Origin of the sequence: Tenacibaculum sp. 1B UA (genome assembly GCF_033978845.1) — a bacterium.
In the GTDB taxonomy this organism is placed as follows: Bacteria; Bacteroidota; Bacteroidia; order Flavobacteriales; family Flavobacteriaceae; genus Polaribacter.
In genome coordinates this window covers 291,702-308,038 of sequence record NZ_JAKVUA010000001.1, presented here as the reverse complement: position 1 = coordinate 308,038, position 16,337 = coordinate 291,702, and the positions used below count along the sequence as shown (strand labels likewise).

18 protein-coding genes are annotated in these 16,337 nt (G+C 30.8%); 9 read left to right on the top strand and 9 right to left on the bottom strand.

Annotated features, from left to right (window positions below; translation table 11 throughout):
- Window positions 1–12: 12 nt before the first annotated feature.
- The 3 genes from MK851_RS01525 (at window position 13) to MK851_RS01515 (ending at window position 2,335) form a co-directional block, all read left to right on the top strand.
- A complete protein-coding gene (locus MK851_RS01525; protein ID WP_320240836.1) occupies window positions 13–1,122 on the top strand; it encodes an amidohydrolase in 1,110 nt (369 codons plus the stop codon).
- A 7-nt stretch (window positions 1,123–1,129) separates the two neighbouring features.
- Window positions 1,130–1,693 carry an amidohydrolase family protein gene (locus tag MK851_RS01520; protein ID WP_320241271.1) on the top strand — a complete coding sequence of 188 codons (564 nt, stop codon included), beginning with the start codon at window positions 1,130–1,132 and terminating at the stop codon, window positions 1,691–1,693.
- A gap of 102 nt (window positions 1,694–1,795) precedes the next feature.
- Complete coding sequence (locus tag MK851_RS01515) at window positions 1,796–2,335, top strand: GNAT family N-acetyltransferase (protein ID WP_303504898.1); 540 nt, start codon at window positions 1,796–1,798, stop codon at window positions 2,333–2,335.
- Here MK851_RS01515 and dut read toward each other — a convergent pair.
- Window positions 2,332–2,763, bottom strand: a complete 432-nt coding sequence (gene dut / locus MK851_RS01510) for a dUTP diphosphatase (protein WP_303504896.1) — start codon at window positions 2,761–2,763, stop codon at window positions 2,332–2,334. The genes MK851_RS01515 and dut overlap by 4 nt on opposite strands.
- Window positions 2,764–2,857: 94 nt before the next feature.
- Between dut and MK851_RS01505 the strand changes: the two genes are divergently transcribed.
- From MK851_RS01505 to MK851_RS01495, 3 genes are all read left to right on the top strand, one after another.
- Window positions 2,858–3,853: an NAD(P)H-dependent glycerol-3-phosphate dehydrogenase gene (locus MK851_RS01505; RefSeq protein ID WP_303504894.1), complete on the top strand. Its 996-nt coding sequence runs from the start codon at window positions 2,858–2,860 to the stop codon at window positions 3,851–3,853.
- A gap of 232 nt (window positions 3,854–4,085) precedes the next feature.
- Window positions 4,086–4,745 carry a hypothetical protein gene (locus MK851_RS01500; protein WP_099214943.1) on the top strand — a complete coding sequence of 220 codons (660 nt, stop codon included), beginning with the start codon at window positions 4,086–4,088 and terminating at the stop codon, window positions 4,743–4,745.
- Window positions 4,746–4,748: 3 nt separating this feature from the next.
- A complete protein-coding gene (locus tag MK851_RS01495; RefSeq protein ID WP_115899625.1) occupies window positions 4,749–6,017 on the top strand; it encodes an MFS transporter in 1,269 nt (422 codons plus the stop codon).
- Between the two features lie 29 nt (window positions 6,018–6,046).
- Here the strand turns inward: MK851_RS01495 and MK851_RS01490 are convergent, their stop codons facing one another.
- The 7 genes from MK851_RS01490 to MK851_RS01460 all read right to left on the bottom strand — a co-directional run bounded on the left by MK851_RS01490 (window position 6,047) and on the right by MK851_RS01460 (window position 12,828).
- Window positions 6,047–6,538, bottom strand: coding sequence for a hypothetical protein (locus MK851_RS01490; protein WP_303504887.1), 492 nt, complete (start codon window positions 6,536–6,538; stop codon window positions 6,047–6,049).
- Between the two features lie 92 nt (window positions 6,539–6,630).
- Entirely contained in the window at window positions 6,631–8,277 is a 1,647-nt protein-coding gene (locus tag MK851_RS01485; protein ID WP_320240828.1) for a glycerol-3-phosphate dehydrogenase/oxidase, read from the bottom strand.
- A gap of 102 nt (window positions 8,278–8,379) precedes the next feature.
- Window positions 8,380–8,814, bottom strand: coding sequence for a YHS domain-containing (seleno)protein (locus tag MK851_RS01480; protein WP_320240826.1), 435 nt, complete (start codon window positions 8,812–8,814; stop codon window positions 8,380–8,382).
- 1 nt (window position 8,815) lies between these two features.
- Window positions 8,816–9,271, bottom strand: coding sequence for a YHS domain-containing (seleno)protein (locus MK851_RS01475; RefSeq protein WP_303504881.1), 456 nt, complete (start codon window positions 9,269–9,271; stop codon window positions 8,816–8,818).
- Window positions 9,272–9,325: 54 nt separating this feature from the next.
- Window positions 9,326–10,498 carry an alanine racemase gene (locus MK851_RS01470; RefSeq protein WP_320240824.1) on the bottom strand — a complete coding sequence of 391 codons (1,173 nt, stop codon included), beginning with the start codon at window positions 10,496–10,498 and terminating at the stop codon, window positions 9,326–9,328.
- Window positions 10,499–10,508: 10 nt separating this feature from the next.
- Window positions 10,509–11,795 carry a D-arabinono-1,4-lactone oxidase gene (locus tag MK851_RS01465; protein WP_320240822.1) on the bottom strand — a complete coding sequence of 429 codons (1,287 nt, stop codon included), beginning with the start codon at window positions 11,793–11,795 and terminating at the stop codon, window positions 10,509–10,511.
- A 58-nt stretch (window positions 11,796–11,853) separates the two neighbouring features.
- The gene (locus tag MK851_RS01460; RefSeq protein WP_303504873.1) at window positions 11,854–12,828 is read right to left on the bottom strand and encodes an acyl transferase; all 975 of its coding nucleotides are present in this window, start codon (window positions 12,826–12,828) and stop codon (window positions 11,854–11,856) included.
- A gap of 107 nt (window positions 12,829–12,935) precedes the next feature.
- Here MK851_RS01460 and MK851_RS01455 point away from each other — a divergent pair, with 107 nt between their 5' ends.
- Genes MK851_RS01455 through MK851_RS01445 form a run of 3 tightly spaced genes read left to right on the top strand, consistent with a single transcriptional unit; the run spans window position 12,936 to window position 15,270 of the window.
- Window positions 12,936–13,340: a hypothetical protein gene (locus MK851_RS01455; RefSeq protein WP_320240819.1), complete on the top strand. Its 405-nt coding sequence runs from the start codon at window positions 12,936–12,938 to the stop codon at window positions 13,338–13,340.
- On the top strand, window positions 13,333–13,884 hold the full coding sequence (locus MK851_RS01450; protein WP_320241269.1) for an RNA polymerase sigma factor: 552 nt from the start codon (window positions 13,333–13,335) through the stop codon (window positions 13,882–13,884). Before MK851_RS01455 ends, MK851_RS01450 begins: the two co-directional genes overlap by 8 nt.
- Window positions 13,885–13,887: 3 nt before the next feature.
- Complete coding sequence (locus tag MK851_RS01445) at window positions 13,888–15,270, top strand: outer membrane beta-barrel protein (RefSeq protein WP_320240817.1); 1,383 nt, start codon at window positions 13,888–13,890, stop codon at window positions 15,268–15,270.
- On the opposite strand, the gene MK851_RS01440 is transcribed toward MK851_RS01445, so the two are convergent.
- Complete coding sequence (locus MK851_RS01440; RefSeq protein ID WP_320240815.1) at window positions 15,267–16,319, bottom strand: isoaspartyl peptidase/L-asparaginase; 1,053 nt, start codon at window positions 16,317–16,319, stop codon at window positions 15,267–15,269. The two genes, MK851_RS01445 and MK851_RS01440, sit on opposite strands and share 4 nt — an antisense overlap.
- Between the last annotated feature and the right edge of the window lie 18 nt (window positions 16,320–16,337).

Sequence of the window (16,337 nt, the reverse complement as noted above, 5' to 3'; positions counted from 1 at the left end):
AACATGAAGAAAATGAAGTTATTAGCTATTTTATGCAGTATAGTTTTTACAATGAAATCTTGTTCAAGTGATGTAGCAATTACAAATAAAAACACTGAAATAAGCAGTCAAAAATTATATTACAACGCAAAAATCTATACAGTAGATGAAAATAATCCTTTAGCACAAGCATTATTGTTAGAAGGAAATAAAATAATCTTTGTAGGAACAAATAAAGAAGCAAAATTAAAAGCCAATAAAAATGCTAAGAAAATTGATTTAAAAGGAAAATTAGTATTACCAGGTTTTCATGATGTTCATATGCATCCTATGGAGGTAGGATCTACTACCACAGATTTTGTGTTAAATGAAGAAGAAACTAATGCAGAAAATTATATTTCAACCATCCAAAAAGCTTCAAAGGACAATCCAAATGTTGAGTGGTTAATTGGTTTTGGGCATTCTATAAATACACTATTTAATGCAAAAAGAAATCCATTAGAAATTATAGATGAAGCTGTTTCAGACAGACCTGTAATTATTATGGAACAAACATCACACTCAATGTGGATAAATTCTAAAGGTTTAGAATTAGCAGGAATTACGAATTCTACAAGCAATCCTCAAGGTGGAATTATTATGAAAGAAGGAGGGAAGTTATTAGGAATTTTAATAGATAATGCTGGCGATGTAGTTTTTCAGCAAGCAGTAGCATCATTAAAAGATACAGATGGTGAGTATGACGGAATGGTTTCTTATGTACTACCGGAATTAGCAAAATACGGTATAACATCAGTTTCTGATGCAAGAACTTACTGGAAAAGAAAACAACATGAAACTTGGAAAAATTTAGCTAATGATGGTAAATTAACTGCTCGATTTAATTTAGGTTTATGGGCATATCCAACCGAAAATGATAAAGAACAATTAGCATCGCTAAAATCATTGTTTTCAAATGATGAAAATAGCCTGTTAAAAATTAATCAGATAAAATTATATTCAGACGGAATAACACATAATACCACAGCAGCGTTACATTCAAACTACAAAGAAGATTTTTTTGGATTAAAAACAAATAACGGACTTAATTATTTTACACAAGAAAGGATTGCAAAGTATATTGAAGAACTAGAATTGATTTGATTTTCACATTCATACTATAGGAAATAGAGGGGTAACAGAAGCTTTAAATGCCATTGAACAAAATGGAACCTCAAAAGGAAGACATCGATTAACGCATGTAGAAATGATAAATAATTCTGATTTAATTAGGTTTAAACAATTAAATATAACAGCTGATGCTCAAGTAGCTGGAGATTTCACCCAACCACAATATTGGCATGAAAACAATCATTTACTAGGTGCAGAATTATCTGACAATCAAGTTCCAATAAAATCATTAAAAGAAGCTGGAGTTAGAATAACATTGAGTAGTGATTGGAATGTAAGTACTTTAAATCCGTTTGTAGGAATTCAGAATGCCGTTACAAGGGCACCGCAAAATATATCGTTAAAAGAGGCCATTAAAGCGTATACAGTTAACGGAGCATATGTAATGCGTCAAGAAGATAAAGTAGGGTCTATAAAGGCAGAAAAACTAGCTGATTTTATTGTTCTTAATCAAGATATTTTTACAATTTCATCAAATACAATTAAAACAACTAAAGTAGTTTTAACGGTTTTTAATGGTAAAGAAATATATGAAAGTAAATAAACAAATTGTTTTGAAAATTATATAAAAAGAAGATTTAGTGTAAATCTAAAACTAGTAAATAATTATACTGTTTTTATAAGTAATTTTGTATTTAAAAAGACAATGATTAATGTATCTAAAAGCATACAATTAAAAGAAATGTTGAGTTCCGATTCAACATCTCTTTTTAATTTAATGGAAGAAATATATCCAGCAGCATACAGTCATTTTTGGAAAGATGCAGGTAGTTGGTATGTGCAAACTCAATTCTCTAAAAGTAATTTAGAAAAAGAATTACTGGAAGATAAAACAAGCTACTATTTTATTCTTTACAAGGGAGAAATAATAGGGGTTTTTAGAATTCTATGGGATGAAAAATTATCAGGGATTGAGAATAAAAAATCATTAAAACTCCATCGAATTTATTTACATAAAAGCACTCAAGGTAAAGGTGTTGGTAAACAATTATTAGCTTGGTTAGAAGAGGAAGCTAGAAAAAAACAATATGAATTAATATGGTTAGATACTATTGATGAGCAACCGCAAGCTTTTGAATTCTATAAAAAACTAGGGTACCAACATCATTCACATTGTTTTTTAAACTTTGAATTATTGTTTGATGAAGTTAGAAAAATGAGTCAAGTATATAAAAATATTACTTAAACTCCAGTACTTCCAAAACCACCGGCACCACGTTCAGTTTCGTTTAAAACTTCTACTTCTTGCCAGTTTACACGTTCATGTTTTGCAATAACTAATTGCGCAATACGTTCACCATCATTTACAATAAACTCTTCATTAGATAAGTTGACTAAAATAACGCCAATTTCACCACGGTAATCCGCATCAACAGTACCAGGAGAGTTTAATACAGTAATTCCTTTTTTAGCTGCAAGTCCACTACGTGGTCGAACTTGAGCTTCATATCCAACAGGAAGAGCAATAAATAAACCTGTTTTTATAATAGCTCTCTTTAAAGGTTTTAAAGTAATAGCAGCATCTATATTTGCACGCAAATCCATACCTGCAGAACCTTCGGTTTCATACGTTGGAGTTTGGTGTTTTGATTTGTTTATGATTTGTACATTCATAATTCTTGATTTTCAATTTTCAAATATAATAACCTTTAAGTTTAGAGAGTCGTTTATAGATTTCTTAATTTTGTAATACAAACAAATACTACTTATGAGCAATCAAACTAGAATAGCCGTTTTAGGAGGAGGAAGTTGGGCAACAGCTATTGTTAAAATGTTATCTGAAAACTTAGAAACTATTGGTTGGTATATGCGCAGCATATATGCTATTGAACATATTAAACGTAACAAGCATAATCCTAGTTATTTAAGTTCTGCAGAATTACATCCAGAGCAATTAGATTTGTCTGAAGATATAAACTATATTATTGAAAATTACGATGTGTTAATTTTTGCTATTCCATCTGCTTTTTTAAACACCGAGCTAGAAAAACTAACAGCTTCTTTAGAGGGAAAAATTATTTTTTCAGCTATCAAAGGAATAGTTCCTGAATCAGGATTAATTGTTGGTGAACATTTTCATACATCATATAATATTCCATACGAAAATATTGGAGTGATATCAGGACCCTGTCATGCAGAAGAAGTGGCAATGGAGCGCCTATCGTATTTAACATTGGCGTGTCAAGATGAAGACAAAGCAAAAAAACTTAGCAAAGCTATAGCAGGACGCTATATTAAAACTAAAATATCTGATGATATTATTGGTACCGAATACGCAGCAATGTTAAAAAACATCTATGCCATAGCAGCTGGAATTGCTCACGGTTTAGGATATGGAGATAATTTTCAAGCGGTATTAATGAGTAACGGTATTCGTGAAATGAAACGCTTTATTAAAAAGATTCACAAAATGAAGCGTAATATTAATAACTCAGCATACTTAGGTGACTTATTAGTTACAGGCTATTCAACATTTAGTAGAAATAGAATGTTTGGAAACATGATAGGTAAAGGGTACACTGTGAAATCTGCAATGTTAGAAATGAGTATGGTTGCTGAAGGATATTACGCAACAAAAAGTGCCTATAAAATCAATCAAAAAAACAAAGCTAAAACTCCAATAATCGAAGCTGTTTATAACGTATTGTACGACAAAAAAGAAGCGAAAGATGAGTTTTTAAAGTTAACAAATAGATTAGATTAGTTGTTTGCATTTGTACAAATAATCCTTCTTAATATATAATTAAGAAGCCCCATCAATCGCTTCTAATAAATTGAGTTGTGTATAGGTCTTGTATACAAGATACAATAGTAACAAATTTAGTTTAAAAATCTGATTAACAAAGTTTTTAATTAAATATATTACAAATTAAAAATATAGTATAAATTCACTTTTAATTGTATTTTTGTTACTTTTAGTTTAAAATTAAACAAGCATGAAAACAATTCAAGAAGCTGTTGAAATTACCATCAGAAAAACTCCTTTTATAGAAGAGGCTTTAAATGAGAAGTTAATTAATGTATCATCGTTAGCAAGAGAAATTTTACCAGAAGTTTCTAAACTGTTAAAAAAAGAAGTAAAAGTTGGTGCAGTTATGATGGCTATTAATAGGTTATCTCCAGCAAACGAATTGAGAGTTCGTAAAAATATTAAACGACTTGCATTGAATTTAGGAGATGTAATTGTACGTTCAGATTTGTGCGATTTCACTTTTAAAAATACCACATCATTACTAAAAGAAATTGCTAAAATTTTAAGTAAATCAGCTGATAGTAAAGATTACTTTTTAACGGTTTCTCAAGGTATTTTTGAAACCAATATTGTTACAAGTAAAAACTTAAAGCCTTTTGTTGAAGAAATTTTTAAGAAAGAAGCATTAATTAATAACGTAAACGATTTAGCTTCCATAACTATAAAACTTCCAAAAGGTAATTTAGATCAATCAGGTATTTATTATTTCATTTTAAAACAATTTGCTTGGGCAAATATAGCGGTACAAGAAGTAATTTCTACGACACATGAAATGACCATAGTGGTAAAAGAAAGAGATGTGAATGAAACATTTGCTATTTTAATGGATTTGAAACTAAATTAATTAATGGAAAAAAAAGATCCCTACGCTTCCCTAAGAATCAAAGAGTTTAATATTTTTCTTTTAGTACGATTTGCCCTAGTATTTGCATGGTCTATGCAATTTATTATTATAGAATGGCAAGTATATAGTATCACTAAAAACCCATTATCACTAGGAATTATAGGTCTAATGGAGGTAATTCCAGCAGTATCTATGGCGCTGTTTGCAGGTCATATTGTAGATCAAAAAGAAAAGAGGAATTTATTAGCGTTGTGCATTGGGTTATTTTCACTCATTAGCTTAGGACTATTCTTTTTAACCTTACCTAGTTTTATTGAAGGGTGGAATAAGAACACAGTATTATACGCTATTTATGCCTTGGTATTTTTTGGTGGATTGCTACGTTCATTTTTCGGACCAACTATATTTTCATTAATTGCATTAATAGTACCTAAAAAATTATACCCAAACGCAGCAACTTGGAGTAGTTCAACATGGCAAATAGCTTCTGTACTAGGACCTGCTTTTGCAGGATTTACCATTTCTTGGATTGGAGTACATTGGTCATTATGTGTTGTATTTGGTTTAGTATCTATATCATTTCTAACAGTATTTTTCATTAAAAAGAAACCAATTTTAAACCCTAAAATTGGTGAGCCAGTAATGAAAAGTTTAAAAGAAGGAGTACGTTTTGTGTATAAAACAAAAGCTATTTTAGGAGCGCTTACGTTAGATATGATTTCAGTATTATTTGGTGGGGCAGTAGCATTGCTTCCAGTATATGCTCAAGATATATTAAAAGTAGGGCCGGAAGGTTTTGGTGCTTTACGTGCTGCACCAGCCATAGGAGCTTTTTTAACAATGTTAATAACTGCTTACATACCTATTAGTAGAAATGCAGGAATGAAGCTTTTAGCAGCTATATTTGGTTTTGGAATTTGTATTATCGTATTTGGATTGTCTTCTGTTTTCTGGATTTCAATTGTAGCGCTATTTTTTAGTGGTGTAACTGATGGAGTTTCGATGGTGATTCGCCAAACAATATTACAATTAAAAACACCCGATCATATGCGTGGTAGAGTGGCTTCAGTAAACTCTATGTTTGTAGGTTCTTCTAACGAATTAGGAGCTTTTGAAAGTGGTGTAACAGCAAAATTAATGGGTACCGTTACAGCAGTTGTTTTTGGTGGTACCATGACTTTAATTACCGTTATTACTACGGGAGTTTTAAACCCAACGTTACGAAAGTTAGATTTAACTAAAGATTTAGAAGAGCATGAGAAGGAAGAATAACAAGTTAACTATTTTAATAAGTAAATCAATTATGACATATCGAAATAATTAATTTTTGTAATTTTTTTAGTTGCTTGATCAAAATCTATGTTAATAAAAACATCACAATTATCACATTCGGCATATAAAATACTTTTAGAGCCATTTCTACCAGTACTTAAGGTAACATTACCTAATTTACTAATAGAATCCCCTACAGCAACTGTAATTCCTTTAATTGTAAAAGAGGCTTCATCACTTAAAACATCTAAAGATTCGATGTAAGGCTTTCTTCCAGAAGTAGAAAAATCAAGTTTTAAACCATTGAATTTAAAATAGTAGTAGAAACCATTATCTTCAAAAGAAGTAGTCGCACCCAATAAAGATTCTACCTTTGCTTGTTTTCCAAAGGTCTTTTTTATATCAGTTAAAGCAACATTATTTATTTTAATATTATCAAAATCTGAATTAGAAATAATATTAGTTTGACTTTTTGCTAAAAGAGTGGTTAATAGAAAAAATACGAGTACTAGTTGTTTCATATTACTTAAAAAATTAATTGTACAAACCTTTTTTGTAGCTAAATTTTGCAGTCGCCAAAGATATAATACTCGATTAATTTTCTAGATAAAAACTAGTTAAAATTTAAGGTTAAAGCTATTTTTTTATCCAACTCTTGTTTGTGTTTTAAAGATGTGTTTTTATTCCAATTAAAACGTTTGGTAAACTCTTGAATAATAAAGTTTTTGTATAGATCTACACTTGGTTTATCAAAAAACAAACGACCAGTTCTTCGCATAAAAAAGTCGGTAGGAGTACAGGTCATTTCGTGTTTTATGGTAAACCATACTTCTGCTTTTAACAAACGTTCTTGCATATTTTTTTCATTTAGCTCATCAAACTTATCTAAAATAAGTTCAGTTTGTTTACCATAGTTGTGCACTAAATAGCTAGCATCTTTTTCTGAAAAACCAAATGATTTTATACGTTTATAAACCTGATTACTATATAATTTTACTGATTTATAGTTTTGAAAAGGACCTCCTGCTAAAACAATTTCTTCAGTTTGAATTGGGTCAAATTCTACCTCAAAGCGGCGTTTCATTTTTTTAGCGACAATATCTATGATACGTTCTGCCATTTTTCTGTAACCTGTTAGCTTACCTCCTGCAATAGAAATTAACTTGGTATCAGATACAAAAATTTCATCTTTACGAGACAATTCCGAAGCCGATTTTCCTTCTTCATGAATTAACGGACGTAATCCTGCCCAAGATGATTGAATATCATCCATAGTTAATTGGATGTCAGGAAACATATTATTTACTGCTTCAATTAAATATAAAGCATCTACCATTGAAGTTTCAACGGAATCTTTGTCTTGTTGATAATTGGTATCTGTAGTTCCGAAATAGGTTACTTTTCCACGAGGAATAGCAAACATCATACGACCATCAGGAATATCAAAATACACCGATTGTTTTACAGGTAATTTTTCATGCGGAACGACCAAATGAACCCCTTTGGTTAAGTGTAAACGTTTTCCAATTTTAGAATTGTTAATTTGGCGTAATTCATCTACCCATGGTCCTGCTGCATTTACTACATATTTAGCTTTGATATCGTAACTTTCATCAGTAAAAGTATCGGTTACCTTAGCACCTATGACACGTTTATTTTCGTAAATAAATTCGTCTGCGTGCGTATAGTTCAATATTTGTGCATCGTATTGGCTAGCAGTTTTTAAAACCTCTATGGTTAAACGAGCATCATCCGTACGATATTCAGCATAAAAACCAGCGCCATTTAAAATACTTTCAGGTAACAAAGGTTCTTTTTCTAATGCTTCCTTTTTATCAAGCATTTTACGTTTATCATCTCCTTCAACAGAAGCTAGTACATCATATACTTTTAATCCGATAGATGTTAACCATGAACCGTAAGTTCCGCCGTCAATTAACGGTAAAATCATTTTTTCAGGAATTACCAAGTGCGGAGCTAATTTATGAACAATAGCACGTTCAGTACCTACTTCTTTCACCAACCAAAAATCAAACTGTTTTAAGTAGCGTAAACCTCCATGAATTAATTTGGTAGATTTACTTGAAGTACCCGAAGCAAAGTCGTTTTTTTCTATTAAAGCAACTTTCATTCCACGTGAGGCTGCATCTAAAGCGATACCTGCACCGGTAATACCACCACCAATTACTAGAATATCAAATTCAGTTGTTTGTAATTCATGTTGAATGTTTTTTCTATTAAAAGAAGAGAAATTATTCATAGAGCTTTCTTTATCAACCAAAAATAAGAATAAAAAATAACCAAAAAACAAAAAAAGAGCTGGATTTATCCAGCCCTTCATCCCCCTAAATAAATGAATCAATTACTGATTCACTGTTCTCCAATTTATATCTGCTTGTTTTTTGAGTTTTTCAGGATTTTCTTTTAACCACATTTTTAATGTATTGGTACCCCAAGAATTATAAAATAAATACAGTTTACCATCTCGTATTTCAAAAGTTTTCGGGTTAATATCAACCTTTGCTCCAGTTTTACCAATTGCATAGGCGCAATATCCACCATATTGTGGATTGTATTTTTTAGGATTTTTAAGAAAAGTACCTAAATTTTCTTTTGATGAAAAACGAAAGGAAACGTTGTTATATTTAGTCGTAAATTTTTTATTCCCTTTTTCGGCTATATCATGAAAATAACTAACTACATCATAACCTTTAACAGCTACACCGTTTTTAGTATTGTATTCTTGTGAGAAAGTAATGGTTGAAAAAAGTAGAAAAATTATGAATAAATGTTTCATGTTAATTCTTTTTATGCTTTAGTTCTTCCCAATTTATATCTCCTTGAGCTTGTAACTTTTTAGTATTACCATTTCTCCAATCATCAAGTTTACTAGAAATCCAAGAGCTATAAAAAAGGTATAGTTTACCATCTCTAATTTCATAAGCTTCAGCATCAATGTACATTTTTGTTTTTTTAGCAGCTACAGCATAAGCACAATATCCTCCATATTGAGGAATGTATTTTGTTGGATTTTCTTTAAATAGGGATAAGTTTTTTTCTGAGGAAAACTTAAATTTTGCTCCGTCGTAAGTTGTTTGAAACTTCTTTTTTCCTTCAATAGGTTCACTATTTGTAAAGTAAGAAACAACGTCGTAACCTTCTGACACGTAGCCTTTTTTGGTGTTATAATCAGTTTTTTGAGCGTATAATGCAGTAGAAATTACTACCAAAAGCAGTGTAAAAAAGTTTTTCATTGTTTGTAGATTTTATGAGTAGTCGATGAAAAGCAATGAACATTACAATTACAGTTAGGAATTGTTTAATAATTGCCAAGGTTTTTGAATTTTACCTTTTCTAATGGGTAAAATTTCTCCGAATTGAAGAAAAACAAATTCACTTTGGTGTGGTCTTAAAAACACAAACTCATCTACTTGTAAAGTTATATTTTTAGGAATATTAATTATGGTTTGATTGGTAGATGCTCCAAACAAATTATTCTGTTTTATTCCTTTCGGATAGTAATAATCAGCTTTCCAAAAACCACCATAAATAAATGCTGATTTTTTAGTGAATAGATTCTTTAAAGTTTCTAATCCTGGTAACGTAGTGTTTGAAAAAGTTTTTAAAACAGGTGTGGCAATAAAAGCTGCAGGAATGTAGTTTTTTAAAGAAGGAATGTCAAAAGCTGTAGGTTTTACAAAGCATGAGCCAATGGCAATATCGTTTATTGGAGAATTTTGTTCTTTATGTAAGTTTAAGGTTGGGCTTCCGGCTCCGTTAAAAGTTAAATTCTCGTTCCATAATAAAGGGAATTCTTTTTGAAGCAAATTTTTACATTGTTCATAAAACTGATTGGCCAATTGTAATGCCTTTTTTTCAGAACGAATAATTGTTGGAAGTTTTACCACATGAGGATCGTAGCCCATAAATCCTGAAAACGCCACAAATTCTTGATTGTTTTCAATCAATGATAATCCTTTTGATAAATTTTTTAGAGAAGAAAATCCACCGCGATGTAACCCCACATCAATTTCAATGTTTAATCGTAATTTTTGATTGAGTTGTTTGGCTAAGTTGATGTATTCTTTAATTCTTTTTTCGGTATCTACCAACCATTGAGTTTGTGTAAACGGATTAAACCCGTTGTGTTGCTGAGGTAAGTTGTTGTAAAAATATTCAGCAGTTTTTATAGGCATGGGTTTACCCAATAAAACATCCGATTTGTTATCTAATCGAGAGGCTAAATCGGTTAAAAAAGGTTGATGAAAAACCATCAACTTATTTGAGTGTGTTTTTTCTAATATATATTCAATTAATTGAAATGAAGGTAATGATTTCACTACAACTCTAAGCGAAGTATCTTTTCTAAAATTAGAAATTACTTCTGTAATATTTTCATCTAAAATATCTAAATCTACTAACAAACAAGGAATCGCTCGTTGGTAGTTTTTTAATTCTTTATTTAGGGTTTTAAAATACATATCCATAGAATTAAATACCTAGCAGTTTTTGAAGATACGGATTCACAAATATATTTTCTGGGTCATGCTCTTTTCTGAAAGCCATAAAATTGGGGAATTTAGGATACATTCTAGCAATATCTTCTGAAGTGAATGTATTCATTTTACCCCAATGAGGTCTTCCATTATAGGCTTTAAAAACTTCTTCTAAAGCAGTAAAATAAGCACTGCTATCCTTTTTATTGTAAACATGGCAAGCGATATATGCAGAATTTCTATTGTAAGCAGGACTCATGAAAACGTCATCTCCTTTTACCCAACGATTTTCAATCGGAAAATGAATATTGAATTTTTTAGAATTGACAATTTTTTGCACATCTTTAAATACATCTTGGTAAGTTTCTGCAGGAATATTATACTCCATTTCATGGAATTTTACCATTCGTTGCGTAGCATATACTTTGTGACTGTGATATACTTTTTTCACATTGCTTATACTGGCCGCAGTGATGTTAGCTACTGTTTTATTTTGTGATGGAAAAAGGTTAGCATATTCACACATGAGTTTAAAAACATGGTTTTCTAGTATATATTCAGTCCAGTAGTTGAAAAAATTCACTTTATCGGGTTCAGAATCTTCCACAATGTTTGAAGTTTTTGTCCAAGCAGTATCGGTATAAGGAATCCAGTAAAATTCAAAATTTCTATTTTGAGAGTTTCTTTCGTTCAAGGTTGCCAAAACATCACTTAATTTTTCTTTTTTGTTTTGAAGTTTTAGTTTGTAGGTTGGCACACATTGTAAAGTAACTTCTGTAATAATTCCTAAGCATCCTAAAGACAATTGTGCTGCTTTGAATAGCTCTGTGTTTTTTGAGGTAGAACACTCCATAATTTCACCCTTTCCATTCACAAATTTTAATCCGATTACTTGGTTGCTGATGGATTTAAGTCCGACACCTGTTCCATGTGTTCCTGTACTTATGGCCCCTGCAATTGATTGAACGTTAATATCGCCCATGTTTTCCATAGCTAATCCTTCATTAAATAATAATTCTCCTAATAAAGAAAGCTTCGTTCCTGTTTTTACAGTAGCTTGATTTTTTTCTTTGTTTACCGAAATAATTCCTTGAAAATTATCGAGAGTTACTAATATTTCATCAGTACTACACAAAGAAGTAAAAGAATGTCCAGAACCAATAACTCTGATTTTTTGGTTAAATTGAATAGCTTTTAAAACAAGTTGCTGAATTTCATTTTCCGAATGAGGAAATGCAACAGTTGATGGATTCCACTGTACATTTTCTGCCCAGTTTTTCATAATACCTTGAACTAATAGAGGTTAATAGCAAGGTAAGATAGCAAAAAATAAAAAAGGATTACAAAACCATTAAATTACAACCACGAATATCAGAGTTATCAAAACGACCGATAATTTCAAAACTATTGTCTTGGTATACTTTACCTAAATCTTGTGTCGCAATAAAAGAACAAGAATTATAGTTTGCCAAATCAATAACATTAATTCCGCCTGATTTTTCTTTAGGTAAGATAGTTAAAGCATCTTCAGTATCACGAGTTAAGATTTGCATCCAAGGTGGACAGTTAAAAACACCGTTTCCTTTTGAATATCCTTGACTTAACAACTCTGTCATTCCATATTCAGAATGAATTTCATTTACACCAAACCCGTTACTTAAAATAGTATGTAGTTCGTTACGAATAAGTTCTTTTCTTTTTCCTTTCATTCCACCAGTTTCCATAATGATAGTATTAGAAAGATTGAAATCATATTGTTCTATTAAATCTAACAAAGCAAAAGAAACACCTATAAGTAATACTTTTTTTCCTTGTGAATCTAAATGTGTAAGCTTTTGAGCAAGTTCATTTAAATTATTGAGGTAAAACCCACTTTCAGGGTTTTTAGAACGTTTAATTAAATCATCTACCATATAAATTAAAGAAGATCCTTTACGTTCTAAATAATTAGGTAACAAAGCTAATACTACATAGTGCTCTATATTTCCATAAAAATAATCAAACCCTTTTAAGTAACTGGTTTCGTACCAAGATAAATCGGTAACTAAATGTTTACTGGTTGTATTTCCTGTAGTTCCTGAACTTGTAAAAGTTTCTTGAATTTCTTCGGTAGAAGAAAGTACCTCACGAGTTTTAAAAAACTGAATAGGTAAAAACGGAATTTGTTCAATAGTGTTTACATCAGATGGATGAACATATATTAAATCGCAAAAAGAACGATACACCTTGTTGTTTGTAAACTGATGTTTAAAAACTTGTAGTGCAGTTTTATTGAAATCTTCTGTAGACTGTATGTTAAAAATGGTGTTTTTCATAAACTTCTACAAAAGTAAGAGTATTCGACGCAACCTTTTTAATTTTTTTTCATCTAGTATATAAACCATAGAAAATTAAAATAATAATAACCCCAATTATATATGTCATGAAAAAAATTTTAATCCTTTTTTTAAGTGTATTTACGTTTTATTCTTGTTTAGATGATGACGGCCCTAATGTTAGGTATGAGTTTTTAAAGGTTGATAGTGCCACAACCCCTGAAAGTTTTACATTCGGAGAAGTTGATACAATTAAGATAAAGTATACGTTGCCTAATAGTTGTTATTCTTTTGATGGATTATACTACCAAAAAGTAGATACAACTAGAATTGTAGCTGGTACAGCAATAGTAGCTCTTGATGTTGCTTGTACTGAAGATATAAGACAAGAAGAATATGCTTTTCCTGTTGAGGCAACTCAGGAAGAAGATTATGTTTTTAAGTTTTGGAAAGGTAAAAATGATGAAGGAGAAGATGTATACGAAGAAGTGGTAATTCCAGTAAATTTGTAACATCAATTTAGAAAAACTCATACAAGGATGCTGTCATCAAAATATCACAGCGCAAGCGCAAGTTTACCAGTTATTTTCTGGTAAACTTTTTGCGCTGTGTTTAAAGTATTCACGTAATTCTCAAGATGCGGAAGATACTTTACAAGATAGTTTTTTAACTATTTTTAAAAAGATGCCTCAATATCAACATAAAGGTTCTTTTGAAGGATGGATGAAAAGAATAACCATAAATACAGCATTACAAAAGTATAGAGAAAAATCACCTTTACACTTAGTTTCAGAAGCTCCTGATGAGGAAATAGTTGAAAAAGTAGCCCTTGAAACAGAAAATGTTAATATTGATGTTTTGTTAGATTTAATTCAAAATTTACCAGACAGGTATCGTTTAGTTTTTAATCTTTATGTATTAGATAATTACTCACATAAAGAAATAGCAGAACTATTAAATATTTCTGTAGGAACATCAAAATCAAATTTATCACGAGCAAGACAGATATTGAAAAAGGAAATGGAACGATATCAAGTAAAAGAGGAAAACGCATAACTGATGGAAGAAAAAAACATCGATAGACTATTTCAAGAGAAGCTTAAAGATTTGGAGGTAACTCCTAATGAAAGCGTATGGAATGCTATTGAAGAAAAACTACAAAAAAAGAAAAAACAACGTGTTTTTCCTATTTGGTGGTTTTCTGGAGGGGTTGCTGCTATACTTGTTTTAGGTCTTTTGCTTTATCCATTTACTCACGAACAAGAAAATATAGAAGATACAGATGTAATTTTGGTTGAATCGCCAAAACCTGAACCTAAAGAGCAAGAAAAGAAAAATGAAGAATTAAAAGATGATTTATTGATAAAACCAACCAAAGAAAACTTAAGGGAAACACTTGTAGTAAAAGAAGAAACGAAAAAGAAAAAAGTATTGAAAGAAAAGCTTCATGAAAATGAAGTTTTAACCGCTAATCATGTTGTGAAGGTTAGTAAAAAAGAATTGCAAGAAAAAGATAGCAATAACGTGTCAAGTAGAGTAGTTGAAGGGGCTTTACTGGCTAAAAAAGATGTTGTGAAAGAAGAAAACTCTACTGGCAAGCTTGAAAATAGCTTGCCAGTTCTTAAAAACGAAGAAAAAAGTGTTTTCAAAAAAGAAAAGGATACAATTTATAAGGTTGTAAAACCTAAAAAAGACTTTTTAGCAGTTGTAAATGATGAAGAAAATAGAAAAGAAGAGGAAGAAAAAAAGAAACTGTGGACTGTTTCACCAACTGTAGCTGTATTAAACTCTAATTCATTTTCTGAATCATCCCCTATAGATGTAAATTTATCAAACACTACAAAAGGAAATACAAGTTATTCCTATGGTGTTCAAGTTGCATATCAATTAAATAAAAAATGGACACTTCAATCGGGGATACATTTACAAGAAATGGGGTATTCTAATACTAATGTAGCTGTAAACCCTGTAGAATCAAGTAGCTCTAATGTAGCCTTTAGTTCTGGAGAGAATTATACATTAAATGATACTTCTCAAACAGATTTTAGTACAAATTCAGTATCTATAAGTTCAGGAAGCCTTGATGGTGAGTTAAATCAAAGTTATGGGTATATTGAAGTTCCAGTAGAAGTTAAGTATAGTGTATTAGAAGGAAAAAAGCTAAAAACACAATTAGTTATGGGTTTTAGTTCTTTGTTTTTAAGCAAGAATGATGTAAACTTAAAAACTACTGATTTTTCAACATCAGGAGAAGCAAACAACTTAAATAGCGTTAACTTTAGTGGAAATTTAGGGATAGATCTTAGTTATAAGTTCAGTAAAAAATGGTCTCTAAATATTAATCCAATGCTAAAAACCCAGTTAAATACATTTAAAAATGATTCAAATGGGTTTCAGCCATATTTTATTGGTATTTATACAGGTTTAAACTATCAGTTTTAATCGTTATAAATTTTAATTACTAAATGACCGTTATCATCCATTGAAGCACGATACATTCCTGCAGTATTAAATTCAAAAGACATATTACCATTTTTATCTAAAGCAACCACACCACCAGTTCCACCAAGCTTGGTTAGTTTATTTTGAATAACATCTTTAGTAGCTTCTTTTAATGATTTTTGTTGGTATTCCATTTGAGCAGAAATATCATAAGCTACTTGAGTACGGATAAAATATTCACCCCAACCAGTTGAAGAAACACCACAAGTTTTATTATTTGCATAGGTACCTGAACCAATAATAGGAGAATCTCCAATACGCCTCCAACGTTTGTTAGTCATACCACCAGTAGAAGTTCCCGCAGTAATATTTCCATTTTTATCTAAGGCCACACAACCAACAGTACCAAACTTACTATTTTTAATATCAGTATCGTAAAAAGCAGCTTCTTTATCATCATGGTCTAATGCTGTTTTTTCTTTGTCCTTAATTCGTTGTAAAGATTTGAAACGATTTTCAGTATAAAAATAACTTGGGTCTACAATTTCCAATCCTTGTTCTTTAGCAAATTGAGAAGCTCCTTTTCCTGATAACATCACATGGTCAGAATTTGTCATTACAGTCCTAGCAGCCTCAATTGGACTTTTAATAGTACTTACACCTGCTACAGCTCCCGCATTCAATGTTTTTCCATCCATAAAAGAGGCATCAAGTTCATTCGTTTCATCATGGGTAAACACAGCTCCTTTTCCCGCATTAAACAGAGGAGATTCTTCCATTACTTGAATGGTTTTTACAACAGCATCACCACTAGAACCTCCGTTTTTTAAAATTTCATATCCTGTTTTTATAGCTTCTTCTAGTTTAGCTTTATAAGCAGCTTCTTTTTCAGGGGTCATATTCTTTTTTAGAATAGTTCCAGCTCCTCCATGAATAATAATAGCGAACTCATTTACAGGAGTATCATTTTGTTTATTTGAAGTTGTTTTAGGCGAATTACAAGCTGTTAATGTTACCAGTAAAGAAAGAAAGTAATAAATGTTTTTCATGATTATTTGTTAATTTTT